The sequence below is a fragment of the Kushneria aurantia DSM 21353 genome (assembly GCF_000382245.1).
Classification (GTDB): Bacteria; Pseudomonadota; Gammaproteobacteria; order Pseudomonadales; family Halomonadaceae; genus Kushneria; species Kushneria aurantia.
Map to the genome: position 1 here is coordinate 1 of NZ_KB907901.1, position 17,384 is coordinate 17,384.

At 62.6% G+C, this 17,384-nt stretch carries 14 protein-coding genes; 9 read left to right on the forward strand and 5 right to left on the reverse strand.

The window, feature by feature from the left end; genetic code table 11:
• Positions 1-188: 188 nt before the first annotated feature.
• The 7 genes from H146_RS19800 to H146_RS0117285 all read left to right on the forward strand — a co-directional run bounded on the left by H146_RS19800 (position 189) and on the right by H146_RS0117285 (position 10,241).
• Entirely contained in the window at positions 189-1,091 is a 903-nt protein-coding gene (locus H146_RS19800) for an AMP-binding protein (RefSeq protein ID WP_051091046.1), read from the forward strand.
• Between the two features lie 124 nt (positions 1,092-1,215).
• Complete coding sequence (hrpA, locus tag H146_RS0117260; RefSeq protein WP_026352091.1) at positions 1,216-5,220, forward strand: ATP-dependent RNA helicase HrpA; 4,005 nt, start codon at positions 1,216-1,218, stop codon at positions 5,218-5,220.
• 172 nt (positions 5,221-5,392) lie between these two features.
• A complete protein-coding gene (locus tag H146_RS0117265) occupies positions 5,393-6,133 on the forward strand; it encodes an MlaA family lipoprotein (protein WP_019953130.1) in 741 nt (246 codons plus the stop codon).
• A gap of 30 nt (positions 6,134-6,163) precedes the next feature.
• Positions 6,164-7,327 (forward strand): PP2C family protein-serine/threonine phosphatase, encoded by a 1,164-nt coding sequence (locus H146_RS0117270; protein ID WP_019953131.1) that lies wholly within the window; start codon positions 6,164-6,166, stop codon positions 7,325-7,327.
• Complete coding sequence (locus H146_RS0117275; RefSeq protein ID WP_019953132.1) at positions 7,320-7,811, forward strand: STAS domain-containing protein; 492 nt, start codon at positions 7,320-7,322, stop codon at positions 7,809-7,811. The genes H146_RS0117270 and H146_RS0117275 overlap by 8 nt, the downstream gene beginning before the upstream one ends.
• Before the next feature lie 99 nt (positions 7,812-7,910).
• Positions 7,911-9,110, forward strand: a complete 1,200-nt coding sequence (locus H146_RS0117280) for a Bcr/CflA family multidrug efflux MFS transporter (protein ID WP_019953133.1) — start codon at positions 7,911-7,913, stop codon at positions 9,108-9,110.
• A 48-nt stretch (positions 9,111-9,158) separates the two neighbouring features.
• Positions 9,159-10,241, forward strand: coding sequence for an AI-2E family transporter (locus tag H146_RS0117285; protein WP_019953134.1), 1,083 nt, complete (start codon positions 9,159-9,161; stop codon positions 10,239-10,241).
• Positions 10,242-10,316: 75 nt separating this feature from the next.
• On the opposite strand, the gene trxA is transcribed toward H146_RS0117285, so the two are convergent.
• Positions 10,317-10,640: a thioredoxin gene (trxA, locus tag H146_RS0117290; RefSeq protein ID WP_019953135.1), complete on the reverse strand. Its 324-nt coding sequence runs from the start codon at positions 10,638-10,640 to the stop codon at positions 10,317-10,319.
• 264 nt (positions 10,641-10,904) lie between these two features.
• Between trxA and cysB the strand changes: the two genes are divergently transcribed.
• Positions 10,905-11,876, forward strand: a complete 972-nt coding sequence (gene cysB / locus H146_RS0117295; protein ID WP_019953136.1) for an HTH-type transcriptional regulator CysB — start codon at positions 10,905-10,907, stop codon at positions 11,874-11,876.
• 258 nt (positions 11,877-12,134) lie between these two features.
• Here cysB and H146_RS0117305 read toward each other — a convergent pair whose 3' ends face one another.
• From H146_RS0117305 to pabB, 4 genes are all read right to left on the reverse strand, one after another.
• Complete coding sequence (locus H146_RS0117305; RefSeq protein ID WP_019953138.1) at positions 12,135-12,761, reverse strand: phosphoadenosine phosphosulfate reductase domain-containing protein; 627 nt, start codon at positions 12,759-12,761, stop codon at positions 12,135-12,137.
• Between the two features lie 93 nt (positions 12,762-12,854).
• On the reverse strand, positions 12,855-13,661 hold the full coding sequence (locus tag H146_RS0117310) for an ABC transporter ATP-binding protein (RefSeq protein WP_019953139.1): 807 nt from the start codon (positions 13,659-13,661) through the stop codon (positions 12,855-12,857).
• Positions 13,658-14,725 carry a FecCD family ABC transporter permease gene (locus H146_RS0117315; RefSeq protein ID WP_019953140.1) on the reverse strand — a complete coding sequence of 356 codons (1,068 nt, stop codon included), beginning with the start codon at positions 14,723-14,725 and terminating at the stop codon, positions 13,658-13,660. Before H146_RS0117315 ends, H146_RS0117310 begins: the two co-directional genes overlap by 4 nt.
• 108 nt (positions 14,726-14,833) lie before the next feature.
• Positions 14,834-16,195 (reverse strand): aminodeoxychorismate synthase component I, encoded by a 1,362-nt coding sequence (gene pabB, locus H146_RS0117320; protein WP_019953141.1) that lies wholly within the window; start codon positions 16,193-16,195, stop codon positions 14,834-14,836.
• Positions 16,196-16,517: 322 nt separating this feature from the next.
• Between pabB and H146_RS0117325 the strand changes: the two genes are divergently transcribed.
• Complete coding sequence (locus tag H146_RS0117325) at positions 16,518-17,231, forward strand: GntR family transcriptional regulator (protein ID WP_033195852.1); 714 nt, start codon at positions 16,518-16,520, stop codon at positions 17,229-17,231.
• Positions 17,232-17,384: the final 153 nt, after the last annotated feature.

Below are 17,384 nucleotides of genomic sequence, written 5' to 3' on the forward strand. Positions count from 1 at the left end.
TCTAACCAGGAGCTGAAGGGCTGAACCTGTCACGAGTGGACAGTTGACCGCTCTCTGATGTGTACGAGCAGAAGCCTCCCCGGAGGGCTCTCGATAACTGTATGGCGGGCCGGAAGCCCAAAGACTGTCGAAGCGCTCAGAGCGCACAGGTGGGCGAATTCAGCGGAACGAAGCTCAGCCCAACAATAATGGGGGACAGGAACCGCCGTGGTACGGATCCGTTTGCCCGGTGGTGTGAGAGGACGGGGGAGGCAACTCCCCCTCCTACTCGATCCAATCCGAGAGACCTCGATGGCTTTGTCAAAACTCTGGCAAAGCAGCCCTTTACTGCCTTTATCGGTCTCAATACGCTGTTCGCCGCGCTGGTTCAGCGTGAGGATTTCAAGCGCCTCGACTTCAGTGCGCTGCATCTCAGCGTCTCCGGTGGCATGGCGCTCAATGCCGCCACCGCCGAGCGCTGGGAGCGAGTGACCGGCTCGGCGGTACTGGAAGGCTACGGCATGACCGAGACCGCGCCGGTGGTGTGCGTCAATCCGCCCGGCGCGCTGCAGCTCGGCAGTATCGGTCGGCCGGTGGCCGGCACCAGGCTCTGCGTTATGGACGAACAGGGCCGGCAGTTGGACCTCGACACTCCCGGCGAACTCTGCATCGACGGTCCCCAGGTGATGCAGGGGTACTGGCAGCAGGAGGATGACGGGCTTGTCGACGGCTGGGTGCACTCCGGCGATATCGCTGTACTGCAGCGCGATGGCTATGTGCGCATTGTCGATCGCAAGAAGGACATGATCGTCACCTCCGGCTTCAACGTCTATCCCAACGAGGTGGAGGAGGTGCTGATGCACCACGAGGCGGTATATGACGCCGCCGTGGTGGGCGTGCCCGATGAAAACTGCGGCGAAAGAGTGGTGGCCTTTATCGTCGCGCAGCGCGGTGCCACTGCCGATGCCGCCGCGCTGAAAAGCTGGTGCCACGAGCAGCTTGCCGGCTACAAGGTGCCGCGCCGCTTCGAGTTTCGCGACAAGCTGCCGCGCAGCAATGTCGGCAAGGTGCTGCGCCGCGCGCTGCGCGACGAGATCAGCAGCGAAAAGTGAAGCTTCGGTGTCCCGTTGGCCCGCCACCGCGCCACGGGACTACAATGACTTTCTGATACGCGGACCCCGCCAGCCGGCGGGGTCCGCACTTTTGTTGTGATTCCATTCGTTCTGCCATTTGTCGATGGCGACACCGCAAGAGGCGATCTTGAGCGATAACGTCAACCCGACCAGCGAAACCGCGCGTGCCGAGATAGCGGCGCTGCGCCGACGTCTCGATGACGCCCTGATCAGTGACGCTCGCGACCAGAAGCGTCGTCTCGATCGGCTGGGCGGCCGGCTCAAGCGCGGTCAGCCGGTCGACCGGGCACTGCGTGATATCGAGGCGCGACTGGAGCGCTCCGAGGCCATCGTGCAGCGCCGCCGCGCGCAGCCACTGCGCCTCGACTATCCGGCCGAGCTGCCGGTGGCCGAGCGCCGCGACGATATCATGGCGGCGATCCGCGACCACCAGGTGGTGGTGGTCGCCGGCGAAACCGGCTCGGGCAAGACCACTCAGCTGCCCAGGATGTGCCTTGAGCTGGGGCTGGGCCTGCGCGGGCTGATCGGCCATACCCAGCCTCGCCGACTGGCGGCGCGCAGTGTGGCCGAGCGGCTGGCGCAGGAGACCGGGGTGAGTCTCGGCTCGACAGTGGGTTATCAGGTGCGCTTCACCGACCAGACCGACCCGAGCACCCGGGTCAAGCTGATGACCGACGGCATCCTGCTCGCCGAGACGCAGCACGACCCAACGCTTGCGCGCTACGAGGCGATCATTATCGACGAGGCCCACGAGCGCAGCCTCAATATCGACTTTCTGCTCGGCTACCTGCGCCGGCTGCTGGCCGAGCGTCCCGATCTCAAGGTGATCATCACCTCGGCGACCATCGATGTAGAGCGTTTCGCCCGCCACTTCGGTCATCACCACGACGACGGCAGTGTCACGCCGGCGCCGGTGGTCGAGGTTTCCGGGCGCACCTATCCGGTGGAGACCCGCTACCGGCCGCTGGTGCGCGACGAGGCCGAGGAGGAGGATCAGACCCTGCAGGAGGGGATCGTCGCGGCGGTCGAGGAGGTGACGCGCATCGAGCGTGAAAAGGGCTGGTTCACCGGTCCCCGCGATGTGCTGATCTTTCTGCCCGGCGAGCGCGAGATTCGCGAGACCGCCGATACCCTGCGCCGCCTCGAGCTGCGCGATACCGAGATACTGCCGCTCTATGCGCGGCTCTCCAACGCCGAACAGAATCGGGTTTTCGCCTCTCATACCGGGCGACGCATCGTGCTCTCCACCAACGTGGCGGAAACCTCGCTGACGGTGCCCGGCATTCGCTACGTGATCGATCCCGGACTGGTGCGCATCAGCCGCTACAGCTATCGGGCGAAGGTGCAGCGTCTGCCGATCGAAGCGGTCAGTCAGGCCAGCGCCGATCAGCGCCGCGGCCGCTGCGGTCGTATCGCCGAGGGCTGCTGTATTCGGCTCTACGGCGAAGAGGACTATCTGTCGCGGCCGGCCTTTACCGAGCCGGAAATTCAGCGCACCAACCTGGCCTCGGTAATCCTTTCGATGCTGACCCTGGGGCTGGGCGACATCGGTCGCTTTCCCTTCGTCGATCCGCCCGACAGTCGCTTCGTCAAGGACGGCTTCCGGCTGCTGCACGAGCTGGGCGCGGTGGACGCCGCCAATGGCCTCACCGACAGCGGCCGACGGCTGGCGAAACTGCCGATCGACCCGCGGCTGGCGCGCATGGTGCTGGCCGCCGGCGAGCTGGGCAGCCTGCGCGAGACGCTGGTCGTGGTCAGCGCACTGGCCACCCAGGACCCCCGTGAGCGCCCCGCCGAGCGCCGTGAGGCAGCGGACCAGAAACACCGCCAGTGGCTCGACCCAGACTCCGACTTCGCCGCCCGGCTCAATCTCTGGCGCGGTTTCGAAAAGGCCCGCGAGGAGCTCTCCGGCAACCAGCTGCGGCGCTGGTGTCGCGATAATTTTCTGAGCTATCTGCGTCTTCGCGAGTGGCATGATACCTATCGCCAGCTCAGACAGCTGACCCGCGATCTGGGGCTCACCGAGAGCGACGGCGAGCCCGACGGTGCGCGGCTGCACCAGGCGCTGCTGGCCGGACTGCTGTCCAATATCGGTATGCACGCCGGCAACGAGCGCGACTCGCGCGAATACCTCGGCGCACGTAACCGCAAGTTCCACATCCACCCTGGTTCGGGGCTGTCCAAACGTACGCCGAAGTGGGTTATGGCCGGCGAGATGGTGGAGACCTCGCGGCTGTTCGCCCGCGACGTGGCCGCCATCTCGCCGGAGTGGATCGAGCCGCTGGCGGCGCATCTGCTCAAGCGCAGTTACAGTGAGCCGCACTGGGAGATGAAACGCGCCCAGGTGGTGGCCCTTGAGCAGGTGACGCTGTTCGGTCTGCCGATCGTGGCGCGTCGCCGGGTGCATTACGGCCCCATCGCGCCGCAGGAGTCGCGGGAACTGTTTATCCGCCATGCGCTGGTAGGGGGTGAGTTTCGCACCCGAGGAGCGTTCTTCGAGCACAATCGCGCTTTGATCGAGGAGGTCGAGAATCTGGAGGATCGCGCCCGCCGCCGCGATATTCTGGTCGACGAGCAGACGCTGATCGACTTCTACGACGAGCGGCTGCCGGCGGAGATCTATAATGGCAAGAGCTTCGAACGCTGGCGCTCGAAGGTCGAGCAGCAGGCGCCGCGTACCCTCTTTCTCGACCGCGAGACGCTGTTGGCGCGGGAGGCACAGGAGGTTACCGCCGCGCAGTATCCCGACGAACTGGCGCTGAGCTATCAGGGCGCCGGCGATATCCGCTACCCGCTCGGCTACCATTTTGCCCCCGGTGAACCGGATGATGGCGTGACGCTCACCGTGCCCGCTTCGATGCTATCCACGCTGCCGCGTGAGCGTCTTGAATGGCTGGTGCCGGGGCTGCGTCGCGAGCGCATGATCGCGCTTTTGAAATCGCTGCCCAAGCAGTATCGCCGCCAGGTGGTGCCGATTCCCGACTGGGCGGATGCGGCGCTGGCGGCGCTGACGCCCGGCGATGTGTCGATGCAGACCGCGCTGGCCGAGTTCATGCGTCAAAAGACCGGCATTCGCCTGCCCACCGATGCCTGGCAGCCCGAGCAGTTGCCGGCCCATCTGGTGATGAATATTCGCGTGGTCGATCATGACGGCACAACCCTGGGCGAGGGGCGCGACGTCGAGGCACTGGTCGAGCGTTTTCAACATGAGGCGACCGTCGCCAGCCGGGCGATGGCCGGCGACAGCCTGGCGCAACAGGGGCTACGCGATTTCCCGGCCGGGCGTCTGCCGGCGTCCCACAGCCGCGACCAGGCGGGCATTCGGGTCGAGGCGTGGCCGGCGCTGGTCGACGAGGGCGACACGCTCGGGGTAAGCCTTTTCGATCACCCCGACAAGGCCCATGAGCAGCATCGTCAGGGAATCAAGCGGCTGGCGATGCGCCGCCTGCCCGAGCAGGTGCGCTATCTGTCTCGCGATCTCGACGGTCTGGAGCGCTGTGTGCTGCTTTATGCCAATATCGGCACTCGCCGCGACCTGATCGACGACTTGGTGGCGGCGAGCTTTCTGCGCGTTTTTGCCTTCGATCCGCTGCCACGCGAGCCTGATGAATTCGAGGCGCGATTGAACGCCGAGCGCGGCCGGTTGGTAGAAGCCGCCGGCGAGCTCGTGACGCTGGTAGAGAAGATCCTTGCCCGCCATCTGGAGATCAGCAAGGCGCTCAAGGGGCGGGTCAACTTCCAGCTGGCACTGTCGTGGAGCGATCTGCGCGCGCAGATGCAGCGGCTGATCCATCCCGGTTTTATCAGCACAGCGGGGGAGTGGCTAACACACTATCCGCGCTACATGGAGGCAGCGCAGATTCGCATCGAAAAGGCACCGCGTGAGGTGCGCCGTGACCAGCTGGCGATGGAGGAGGTCAACGCTTTTCAGCGTCGCCTCGATGAGCGGCGCGCGCGTGGTAGCGGCGTGCCGGACCGCGAGCTGGAAGCGTTTGGCTGGTGGCTGGAGGAGCTGCGGGTATCGCTCTTTGCCCAGCAGCTGGGTACGCTGGCACCGGTGTCGGCCAGACGGCTGGAGCGGCAGTGGCAGGCGTTGGTCGCCGGTTGAGAGCGAGACACCGAAGCCGCGACGGTCAGCGGGCTGTACAGTCGGACTGAATGGGCCGACAATGCGCTGAGCCAGCCTTTTGCACGCCGATGCACTGCAAGTGAACAAGCGATTGGATCGGATACGACAGACCAAACGGCCCGTACGTGGCTGTAGAGATGAGCAGGGTAATATGACCACATGGACGAAATGGGCGGCGGCAGCGCTTGCCTGCACGACGCTTGCCGGCTGCGCCGGCAATCAGGCCCGGGAAGGCAATCCTCAGGATCCCTGGGAGGGTTTCAACCGCGGCGTTTATACCTTCAACGATACCCTCGATCGCTACGCGCTCAAGCCGGTGGCGCAGGGCTATGACTATGTGACGCCGCAGCCGGTGCAGGAGGGGGTAGGCAACTTTTTCTCCAACCTCGGCGAAATCAGCAATACCTTCAACAGTCTCCTGCAGTGGAGGCTGACCAACGCCGGTACGTCTTTCGGCCGCTTCATGATCAACTCGACGCTGGGACTGGGCGGCTTCCTCGATCCTGCCACGCGCATGGGCATCGAGGAGCACGATGAGGACTTCGGCCAGACGCTGGCAGTCTGGGGGGTGGGTTCCGGCCCCTATCTGGTGCTGCCGCTGCTGGGACCGAGCACGGTGCGCGATACCGCCGGCCTGCCGGTTGACTGGTACACCTATCCGGTCACCTATGTGGAAGACAGCACCACTCGCTGGACCCTGCGCTTCATCGACCTGGTCAATACCCGCGCCAATCTGCTCGGCCAGGAAAAGCTTATCAGCGGTGATCGCTACAGTTTCATTCGCGATGCCTATCTGCAGCGCCGGCAATTTTTGATCAACAATGGCCGCACCGGGCCGGATCCCTTTGCCAGTGATAATATTCAGCTCAATGACAGCGATTTTGCCAATTGATCCAGCCCTTCATGGATGGGAAGCGCGCTGATGCCGGGCGCATCGCATGTTCGGGTTGCGCTTGTCGATCTTCCGGGTGAGCGGCGTGCTGCGCTGGCACGCCTGCTGGAAGCCGACGGGCGTATTCGTGTCGTGGCGCTCGCGGATCCGATGGCACTACCGGCGGGCCTGGATGGGCTGATCGTGCATGCCGAGGCGATTGACGCCGCGCAGTGGCCGCAGCTGGCGGTTACCCTGCCAACGGTAGCGATCAGCCAGCCGGGTCGCCATGATGATCTGCTGCCTGCCGTCGAAGCCGGCGTCCTCAGCCACGTGGTCGATCCGCTGGCCAATGTCGAGCTGCTGTCGAAGCTGTTGCGGCGCATCATCGATGACCGCTTTCAGCAGCAAATGACGGTTCGCGATCGTGATCGGCTGGAGGTGCTCAACGAGCAGTTACAGTCGCATCTCACCACGCTGCGTACCGATCTGCAGGCCGGCGGTCAGATTCAGCGACGCCTGCAGCCGCAGCCGGAGCGCGAACTCAATGGTATTACCGGTGACTACTGGATGGCGCCGTCGCTGTACCTGTCGGGGGATTTCCTCGACTATCAGGCCTATGGTGAGCGCTATGTGCTGTTCTGCTTTGCCGATGTGGCGGGTCATGGCGCCTCCTCGGCGTTCGTCACGGTGCTGCTGAAGGCACTGTTTCAGCGCTGGCTGTCACGCTGGAACGCCCGTCTGCCGGAGAATTTGCCGGCACGCTGGCTGGCGCGGCTCAATCGCGAGTTGCTGGATACCGGCGTCGGCAAGCATGCCGCCATCGTGGTGGGGATCATCGATGTCGAGCGGCGTATTCTTTACTATTCGCTCGGCGCACAGATGCCGATGCCGATCCTGGCCGATGACGACGGCGTTCGCTTGCTGGAAGGTGAGGGGCCGCCTGTGGGACTCTTCCCCGACATCGAGTATCCGGCCTGGCAGTGTGCGCTGCCCGAGCGGTTTCGCCTCTGGCTCTGCTCCGATGGCGTTTTCGACTGCCTGCCCGGCGCGGACATGGAAGCGCGGCTGGCGGTATTGCGGGAGCATATCGGCGCGTCATCGTCGATCAGTGAGTTGAAGGCGTCGCTGGCACTCTCTGACGCGCTACCGGATGACCTGACTTTTCTCACCCTGAGCGGTTTTAATATGCCGGGCGATCGTGACAATGGATGAAGGACGACTGCAGGCGGCCTTCGAGGATGGCGTCTTCGTGCTCAAGTTGACCGGAGACGTGCGCCTGACACTGTGCGCTACTCTGGATCAGCAGGTCGAGCCGCTGGCCGAGCTTGCGGGACTCGAACGGGTGATCATTGATCTGCGCGAAGTCACCAACATGGATTCCACGGCGCTGGGCTTTCTGGCCAAGATTGCGCTGGCGGTTCAGGGGCGTATCAACGCACGGCCGCTGGTGATGGTCGAGCACCCCGACGTACGCCGTATGCTCGATGTCATGGGATTGCGCAGCTATGTCACCATCATCGATGCCCCGCTGGCGGAGCCTGCCTGCTTTGACGAGCTGCCGGCACGCGAAAGCGACGAAGAGGAGCTGCGTCGGCGTGTCATCGAGGCCCACCGCACGCTTGCCAGTATCAACGAGCACAATCGCATCGAGTTTCAGCCGCTGATTGATCTGCTCGAATCACAGCGCCAGTTCTAGGTCGCTACCGCCTTTAACCCGCATCTTGTCATGCTGCAGCGGCGACCCGACACGGGGACCGTCGTCGGGACGCGACGTTTTTCGACACATGAGGTGACCGTGCAGACCATTGGAGCCAGACGTCTGGCGCTGCTGGTGGCGGCCAATACCGCCCTGGCTCCCTTTGCCATTGATGCCTATCTGCCGGCAATTCCGGCGATCGCCGCTGATATCGGCGCCAACATTCATCTTACCGAGCTGTCGGTGAGCCTGTTTCTGCTCGGCATGGCGCTGGGTCAGCTGATCTTCGGTCCGCTCTCGGACCGGGTAGGCCGACGCCCGGTGCTGCTGGGTGGCATTATGCTTTTCGTGGTGGTCAGCGTGCTGATCACTCTGGTCGACAGTCTCTGGATGCTGCTGTTGCTGCGCTTTCTGCAGGCGCTGGGTGGCGGCGCCTGCGTGGTCAACTCACCGGCTATCGTGCGCGACTGTTTCTCCGGGCGCGAAGCGGCGCGGGTGCTGTCCACAATGGTGATGATTCTGATGCTGGCACCGCTGGTGGCGCCCACTCTGGGCAGCCTGTTGCTGACGCTGATGGACTGGTGGGCCATTTTTCTCTTTCTGGCGTTATATGGCGTCATGCTGCTGGTCCTGATCGGTCGCTATCTGCCCGAAACACGGGTGCCGGATACTGCCTCAAAGCCGGGGATACGCCAGGTACTGCGCAACTATCGCTCGGTGCTGACCCACCGCGAGGCGCTGGGCTATATCGCCGCGGTGGCCTTCTCGTTCGCCGGTATGTTCGCCTTTGTGACCAGTTCGCCCTACGTGTATATGCATTATTATGGGGCCTCCAGCCAGCTCTATCCTTTTCTGTTTGGCGCCAATATCATCGTCATGGCCTCGTCCAATCGGGTCAATATTCGCCTGCTGCGCTATTTTGCACCGCAGCAGCTGCTGCGCGCCGGACTGGCGATTCAACTGAGCGCGGGCGTCATGATCGTGCTGTCGGTGCTGTCGGGTCTCGATTCGCTGGCGCTCATGGTGGTGCTGGTGACGCTTTTTGTCGGTATCAACGGGCTCATTTCCCCCAATGCCGTCTCCTCCATGCTGGATCACTTTCCCAACATGAGCGCCACCGCCAATGCGGTGCTGGGCAGTTTGCAGTTTTCCGCGGCGGGTATTGCCGGCGCGCTGGTCGCCGGTCTGCAGATCGAGAGCGTCTGGCCGATGGTGCTGGGCATGGTGGGATCGAGCCTGGCGGGCAATCTGCTGCTGCATCTGCTGGCATCAAAAGGAAGTCGTGTGGCCGCCTCATAGCGAGCGGTCACCTTCAACCCCGACATCGCTTTAACGAGTATTGTCATCATGAAGCAGGATTTTAACCGGGTGCGGCATCACTTCCCCTACCACCTGATTCTGACCTGCGCTTCGCTGGTCGTCATTGTCACCGGACTGAAGCTGGGTTCCGGGCTTGTCGTGCCCGTGCTGCTGGCGCTTTTTCTGGCCATTCTCTGTTCGCGGCCGGTGAAGTGGCTGCACGGGCGTGGCGTCAGCGTCAACCTGTCGATCTTTATCGTATTGATGGCCGTCGTTGCGGTACTGGGCGGACTCGGCTGGATCATTTCACTGCGTCTTGACGATTTTGTCGATCAGTTCGCTCGTCTCGAAGGTGAGATGCGCGATCAGTACTCAGCGCTTCTAAGCTGGTTCAACTCGCTGGGGCTGCCGATCGATGTCGCCGGGCTGCGCCGCAACCTCGACCCCAGCGTGCTGCTCAGCTCGCTGCCGTCACTGCTGGGTGGCATCGGCAACTTTTTCACCCAGCTGGTCATTGTCATCATCCTGACCATTTTCATTCTGTTCGAGACGCTGGATTTTCCCTACAAGCTGTCACAGGCGATCAATCGACCCGACGGCAGCGTCAGGCGCTTCACCCAGTTCTCCGGCACGCTGCAGCGCTATCTGCTGGTCAAGACCGTGATAAGCGCCATCACCGGGGGGCTGATTACCATCTGTTGTCTGGTGCTGCAGGTGGAGTTCGCGCTGCTGTGGGGGGTGATGGCGTTCTTTTTCAACTACATCCCCAATATTGGCTCGATCATTGCGGCCATACCGGCGGTGCTTTTGACGCTGGTGATGCCGGAAGGCGGGCTGATAAAAGCCGCGCTGCTGGGCAGCGCCTATTCGCTGATCAACTTTTTGCTGGGGAATCTGATCGAACCGCGGATCATGGGCCAGACGCTGGGCATGTCAACGCTGACAGCCTTTATGTCGCTGGTATTCTGGGGTTGGTTGTTCGGTCCGGTGGGGCTCTTTCTGTCGGTGCCGCTGACCATGTCGCTCAAGATCGTGCTCGACAGTCATCCCGATACGCGCTGGCTATCGGTATTGATGGGCCCCAATCGTCGTCGCCGTGAGCGGGCGAAAGAGGGGATGCCGCTGGAGTGAGTTAAAGGGCGGGACCGGATATGACAGCACCCCCGTAAAAGGGGGTGCTGTCTGGCTGTAGCGGAACGTTCGCGATCAGATGTTCTGATCGATGAACTGCACCAGCTGAGTCCTGGACTGGGCGCCGACCAGCGAGGCAACCTTGGTGCCGTCCTTGAACATGATCACGGTAGGTACTCCGCGCACACCCTGTTCGGCGGCGATATCCTGAGCGTCGTCGACGTTGATGCTGACGACCTTGACCTGCTCGGCTTTCTCGTCGGCGACCTCTTCTACCACCGGGGCCATCATCTTGCACGGGCCACACCAGGGCGCCCAGAACTTCAGCAGCACAGGCTTGTCCGCCTTGACGACTTCCTGTTCGAAATTGGCGCTGGTGACATCGACGTTATTGGCCATTGTTTACTCCAGATGGGTGAATAGGCACTTATGCGGCGATGTTAGCCGCTCCCCGGCGTGCAGGCAAATGCGCCACGACGATGACCGTCATTGAGCCGGGCGATGATCAGAAGAAGGCGTGGCGTGTTGCCATGGCGTTAGCCACGACAGACTTTCTTTATTCTGAAAAGGAATGATTGTTCATTATTTTAGGCGCTGATAGCATTAATGGCTTCCGAAAAGTCATGTCCCGCTCGCTGTGCAAGCGGGCAGAGGGTAGCGGCCTTGAAACTGCAGCAACTGCGTTATATCTGGGAAGTTTCCCGACATAACCTGAACGTGTCGGCGACGGCACAGAGCCTGTTTACCTCCCAGCCGGGTATCTCCAAGCAGATTCGTCTGCTGGAGGATGAGCTGGGGGTCGAGATTTTCGCTCGCAGTGGCAAGCATCTGACCCGTGTCACACCAGCGGGACGCCCCATCATCGAGCTGGCCGGTGAAGTGCTGCGCAAGGTGGATAACATCCGTCATGTCGCCCAGGAGCACAGTGACGACCGCCGGGGCAGTCTGTCGATCGCCACCACCCATACCCAGGCGCGCTATGCGCTGCCGGCAGTGATCAGCGAGTTTACCCGCCGCTATCCGGACGTGGCGCTGCACATGCAGCAGGGTACGCCGCGTCAGATCGCGCAGATGGTGTGCGAGGGCACGGCCGATTTCGCCATCTGCACCGAGTCGCTGGAGCTGTTCAACGACCTGGTGCTGCTGCCCTGCTATCGATGGAACCGCTGCGTACTGGTGCCGAAGGGGCATCCGCTGGCTGCACTGGAGAATTTGACCCTCGCCGAACTGGGCCAGCACCCGCTGGTAACCTACACCTTTGGCTTCACCGGCCGTTCACAGCTCGACGATGCCTTCCACGCCGAGGGCATTACCCCCAACGTAGTGCTCACTGCGGCGGATGCCGACGTGATCAAGACCTATGTGCGCCTTGGCCTTGGAGTTGGCATCGTGGCGCATATGGCCGTCGATCCGGTGGCCGACAGTGACCTGGTGGCCATCGATGCCGGCCATTTGTTCGCCAGCTCGGTCACCCGCATCGGCATTCGACGCGGCACCTTCATGCGCAACTATATGTTCGATTTTCTACAGGGCTTTGCGGCGCATCTGGATCGCGATACGGTCGAGGCAGCGCTGGAGGCGGGGTCCAGAGGCGACAGGAATCTGTTTGAAAGTATCGAATTGCCGGTGCGTTAAGGAAGCGCTGAATAAATCGCCGAACGAGATGAAGGGCAAGGCGCACGGAACGCAGAAGGCGAGACATAACATGGGGTTAGGCGAGTCTTCGAGTACCGCGCAACGTAGTCATTCGCTCGTGCAGGCATTTATGCAGTGGTTTCTTAACGCTGTCGTCGACTCGTGATAACGGCTGCTTGCCGGCCAGGCAGAGCGGGTATTGCCCCGCCGAACAAAAGGCCCGCTCACGATGAGCGGGCCTTTGCGTGCGGATACGCCTCAATGTTGCAGGTGCAGTCCGCACTCGCGCGTCTCTTCACCCTTGGTAGGATCGAAGTAGTCGAAGTTGTTGGGCAGGTCGTGATCGACCAGGTAGTCGTATAGCGCCTTGCTGTTCCAGTGCAGCAGCGGCGCCACCTTCACCAGGCCGTCGCTGTTGAGGCTGACCGGCTGCATCCGGGCACGATTGGCGGTATCCGAAGCGCGCAGGGCGGTGAACCAGACGCCCGGATTCATTTCACGCAGCGCTCGCTCGAAGGGCTCCAGCTTGACCTCGCGAGTGAAAGCCTCATGACGCGGGTCGTCCAGACCCGGTGTGGGCCCCTCGACCGCCTCGCGGTGGGCACGCGTGCGCTGCGGCAGGTAGATGATGCGATTGAGCCCCAGCTGCTGGCTGACGGCGTCGGCGAACTGGTAGGTTGCCGGCGTGTTATAGCCGGAGTCCATCCACACGATCGGCACATCGGGACGTACGCGCGTCACCATGTGCAGGATGACTGCTTCGAAGGGCCGGAAATTGGTGGTGCAGATGGGGCGCTTGTCGAGCGACAGCGCCCATTCGACCAGGGCGTGTGGGTCGCGACCCAGGTCGCGATTGACGGCGTCGATATCAAGCTGCGATGACATGCCGTTTTCTCCAGTGCTGTCAGATAGATAGTCCAATGCTGTGTATTCTGACAAGCGCCCGGCGGCAACAGCCAATACTTTTTGGTTCAAAGATTAGAAGTTCTGCCAACTGCTGGTGCCGCCCAGCGAGCGAGTCGCCGACAGAGGCGTGACGCGCGGCGGCTCATCCGCGGGCCAGTCGACGTGGGCATGAATGGCGTACACCTCGCGCAGACGCGCCTCGGTCAGCACCTCACGCGGTGTGCCCACGGCCTGCACTCGGCCACCGTTGCCCATCAGCCACATATGGCGTGAAAAGCGCGCGGCCAGGCTCAGGTCATGAATGGCGATCACCACAATCATGTTGCGCTCGCGCGCCATTGCCACCAGCCACTCCAATACCTGTAGCTGATGATGCAGATCCAGTGCACTGGTCGGCTCATCGAGCATCAGCACCCGGGGTTCGCGCACCACCGCCTGGGCGATGGCAACCCTCTGACGCTGCCCGCCGGAGAGCTGGCCCAGGTCGCGCTCGGCATACGCCTCCAGCTCAAGGCTCTGCAGGGTGTGACGCACCCGCTGCAGGTCGTGCCGACGGTCGCTGACATGGGTCGTGCGGCGTGCCAGCAGCACCGCCTCGAAAACGCTCAGCGCGGCGCGGGTACCGCTGTCCTGGGGCAGGTAGTAGACATGCCGGGCGCGCTCGGCGATATCGAAGCTGTCGAGCAGCGTCTCGTCGAGGCTGACCTGGCCGCTGTATCGCTCGATGCCGGCAATCGAACGCAGCAGCGTGGATTTACCGGCGCCATTGGGGCCAATCAGCGCGGTCAGCTCGCCGGGTTGCGCGCGCAGGCCACCGACATCGCGCAGGATCGGCGTGCTGCCGAATCGGACCGAAAGGGCCTCGACGGTGAGTGTCATCCCCACACCTCACGACGGCTACGCAGAATAAGCGACACAAAAAACGGCAGGCCGATCAGGGCGGTGATAATGCCGATCGGCAGCAGTACGCCGGGAATCAGTGTCTTGGAAGCGATCGAGGTCAGCGACATCAGAAGCGCGCCGGTCAGCGCCGACATGGGCAGGAAAATGCGCTGATCCTCACCCACCAGCATGCGCGCGATATGCGGGCCGACCAGGCCGATAAAGCCTACCGTGCCGACGAAGGCGACCGCGGTGGCGGCCAGCAGGGAGCTGCACAGCAGGATCACAAGGCGCAGGCGGGGGACGTTGACCCCCAGCGCGCGAGCCTGTAAATCGCCCATGCGCAGTGCGGTCAGACGCCAGCCGGCATAAAAAAAGATCGGCAGGGTGACCACCAGTGCCAGCGCGGCGATGCCGACCTTCGGCCAGCTGGCGCGCGACAGCGATCCCAACGACCAGAAAATCAGCTGCTGCAGCGACTCCGCCGAGGCGATGTACTGCAAGATGCCCAGCATGGCGTTGAAAAAGAACATCAGCGCAATGCCCATCAACACCATGGTCTGAACGCTGACGCCGCGCAGACGGCTGACCAGCCAGATCAGCATTGATGCTGCCATCGCCATGATAAAAGCGTTGAGCGTGGTCAGCAGCTCCTCGGCACCGGGAAAGATTGCCACGCCCATGACGATGGCCAGCGCCGCGCCAAAACTCGCTGCGGCGGATACACCCAGCGTGAAGGGGTCCGCCAGGGGGTTGTTGAGGATGGTTTGCATCTCGGCGCCGGCGCCGGCCAGCGACATGCCTACCACGATGGCCATCAGTGCCACCGGCAGGCGAATTTCCCACACGATGACCGATAGCGCACGAGGGGCACTTTCCGGCGCTGCGATGGCGCCCAGTACCTCGCCGATCGAATACTGGCCCGGACCGATAGAGATATCGGCAAGCAGGGAGAGGCAGGTCAGAAGGGCGGTTACGGCCAGCAGCCAGTAATGTTTACGACGCCTGGCGAGATATCGGTCGATACTCGTGTCAGTGTCAACAGCAGGAGCAGCAGTCATGCGAGGCCAGTACTGTTCGTGAAATGAGGGCTCGGCAGGTTGAACGCCGAGCCGGGATGAAAATGGTTCTCGATAATAAACACAAGCCGCTGCTGCGTACAGTTATCTTCAGCCCAGCGCATTCATCAGGTGGCGAATCTTGGCGATGCTCTCGTCATATTCGCTCTGCTCGTCGGAGTCGGCCACGATGCCGCCGCCGCCCCAGATGCAGAGGCGATCATTTTCGCGTACCAGGGTGCGAATGGTGATCGAAGTGCTCATGCCGCCTCGCAAGTCGATGTAACCAATGCTGCCGCACCAGGGGCCGCGTCGGGTGGCCTCGAGTTCATCGATAATATCCATGGCGCGGATGCGCGGTGCACCGGTTATCGAGCCTCCCGGGAAGGCGGCGGCCAGCGCATCGAAGGCGTCGAAGTCAGCACTCAGCTCTCCTTCGACCGTGCTGACCAAATGATGGACGTTGCGATAGCTCTCCAGTTCGGCAAGCCCGGGAACCTGCACGCTGCCCGGTCGGCAGACGCGCCCCAGGTCGTTGCGCAGCAGGTCGACAATCATGACGTTCTCGGCCAGATCCTTGCGACTGTTGCGCAGCTCATCGGCCAGTTGGCGATCCGTCGCGGCGGTGGCGCCGCGTGGACGAGTGCCCTTGATCGGCCGCGTGATCAGGCGCCGGTTGCTCAGGGCAAGAAAGGACTCCGGCGACAGCGACAGGAGGGTGCGCTCGCCACCGTCCTCACCCTGCCAGCTCAGCCAGGCGCTGAAAGGCGCCGGTGTCGCTTCGCGCAGACGCTGCCAGGCACTCCAGCTGTCACCTTCACAGCGTGCCTGAAAACGCTGTGCAAGGTTGACCTGATAGCAGTCGCCGCTGTGCAGGTAGTGGCTGACACGGCGATAGAGCCGTCCGTACTCGCTGCGGTCGATATCTGCCGTGAAGGGTGTAATAAGTCTGAAAGAGGAAACAGGTGCTATCTCGGCGGCAAGCCATTCAAGCACCTCATTGCGGCGCTCGGCAGTGGCGACCAGTACACTGCGCTGCTGTTCATGATCCTGAATCAGCGCCCAGTCATAGAGACCCAGTCGTACCAGCGGCATATCGATATCGGCGCTGGCACTATCGCTCAGGTGCTCCAGCAGGCGACCGAAGTCATAGCTCCAGTAGCCGATCAACCCACCCACGAAGGGCAGGCTATCCTCTTCGGGAGCCAGGGTGTTCAGTTGCGACAGCAGTTCGCGTTGAGCGGCCAGCGGCGTGGTGGCCTCAAGAGGAGTGCTGGCCCGGCACTGGCCATTGTGCTCGACTGTCAGCGTGGCGAGTGGATCGCTGCTGAGAATATCGAAGCGGCCTGTGCCGTTACCCGGGCGGCCGCTGTCCAGCAGTACGGCGCCGGGGCGGTGACGCAATGCACTGAAATAACGGGTTGGCGTCTCCTGCCAGGGCAGGTCGTAAACGAGCAGCTGAGGATCCGACATGACAGGTATCGCAGCGGGTGGCAATGGTAGCGCAGTCTAGCAGCCTGTCGGACTTAACGCTGATCGGCTGCAAACCCCGGGCTTTTGGCCTGTTTCATGCGCTCGGAGTCGTTAAATAGCGGGCTATTCGCCTCATCCGAGCGATCAAACCGGCTCAAGATCCGTCGTTTTCGCGACGATCGGTCAAGCCCGACAGGCTGCTGGCAGCCTGGCGATGAAGAATGCTGCGCGCCAGACTGATCGAGGTGATCGCAGCGGGATTTTGGTCTTTGCCGACGCCATGCCGTATGGTGAGTACAGCCACCGGATTGTTGACAATACCATGACCACTACTTCGATCGACCGTGATACGCCTGAAGTACGCACGCTTGCCGAGCGCGTCTTTCAGCAGCTGCAGGATGCCATCGTGCGTGGCGAGCTGCCGGCGGGGAGTCGTATTACCGAGCCGGGCCTGGCACGCGTCTACGGTATCTCCCGCGGCCCTTTGCGCGAGGCCATGCGCCGGCTGGAGGCGCATCGACTGATCGAACGCGAGCCTCACGTTGGCGCAAGGGTGGTCAAACTGTCGATGCGTGAGTTGCTTGAGCTGTTCGACATGCGCGAGGCGCTGGAGAGCATGGCGGCACGGCTGGCGGCGCGTCATATGACATCCGATGAAGTACAGCAGCTGCGCAATGTATTGATGGCGCATGAAGAGCAGGCCGGTCTGGATCAGGCCGAAGCCTACTATCAGCGTGAGGGGGATCTCGATTTCCACTACCTGATTGTACTTGGCAGCCACAACCGGATGCTGATGACGACGCTGTGTGATGACCTCTACTACCTGGTGCGTCTTTATCGCACGCAGTACAGCGCGCGAGGGGGGCGACCGCAGCGCGCTTTTATCGAGCATCATCGTATCGTCGACGCCATTGCCTCTGGTGACGAAGAGCTGGCCGAGCAATTGATGCGCCGACATGTTGTCGCCGCTCGCCAGACGGTTGCCGAACGCTACGCCATGGCGCTCGATGACAGTGACGCCCCCGAGCGCCGCTGAGTGCCGCACTTCCCGGCGTCAAAAATCGCTCCCGACGATTTTTTGCCACCGCCCTCCCTGGCGAACCCCCTTCGGGCCGCCTTTGGCGTCAGAAATCGCTCCCGACGATTTTTTGTGTTCGCCTTCCCTGGCGAACCCCCTTCGGGCCGCCTT

Bases quoted from the DNA above. Each gene is read 5' to 3' on its own strand.
- H146_RS0117285 (WP_019953134.1), top strand. From the start codon at position 9,159: ATGAAGCAGGATTTTAACCGGGTGCGGCATCACTTCCCCTACCACCTG.
- H146_RS19800 (WP_051091046.1), top strand. From the start codon at position 189: ATGGGGGACAGGAACCGCCGTGGTACGGATCCGTTTGCCCGGTGGTGT.
- H146_RS0117315 (WP_019953140.1), bottom strand. From the start codon at position 14,725: ATGACTGCTGCTCCTGCTGTTGACACTGACACGAGTATCGACCGATAT.
- H146_RS0117310 (WP_019953139.1), bottom strand. From the start codon at position 13,661: ATGACACTCACCGTCGAGGCCCTTTCGGTCCGATTCGGCAGCACGCCG.
- H146_RS0117270 (WP_019953131.1), top strand. From the start codon at position 6,164: ATGCCGGGCGCATCGCATGTTCGGGTTGCGCTTGTCGATCTTCCGGGT.
- H146_RS0117265 (WP_019953130.1), top strand. From the start codon at position 5,393: ATGACCACATGGACGAAATGGGCGGCGGCAGCGCTTGCCTGCACGACG.
- pabB (WP_019953141.1), bottom strand. From the start codon at position 16,195: ATGTCGGATCCTCAGCTGCTCGTTTACGACCTGCCCTGGCAGGAGACG.
- H146_RS0117325 (WP_033195852.1), top strand. From the start codon at position 16,518: ATGACCACTACTTCGATCGACCGTGATACGCCTGAAGTACGCACGCTT.
- trxA (WP_019953135.1), bottom strand. From the start codon at position 10,640: ATGGCCAATAACGTCGATGTCACCAGCGCCAATTTCGAACAGGAAGTC.
- H146_RS0117275 (WP_019953132.1), top strand. From the start codon at position 7,320: ATGGATGAAGGACGACTGCAGGCGGCCTTCGAGGATGGCGTCTTCGTG.
- hrpA (WP_026352091.1), top strand. From the start codon at position 1,216: ATGGCGACACCGCAAGAGGCGATCTTGAGCGATAACGTCAACCCGACC.
- H146_RS0117305 (WP_019953138.1), bottom strand. From the start codon at position 12,761: ATGTCATCGCAGCTTGATATCGACGCCGTCAATCGCGACCTGGGTCGC.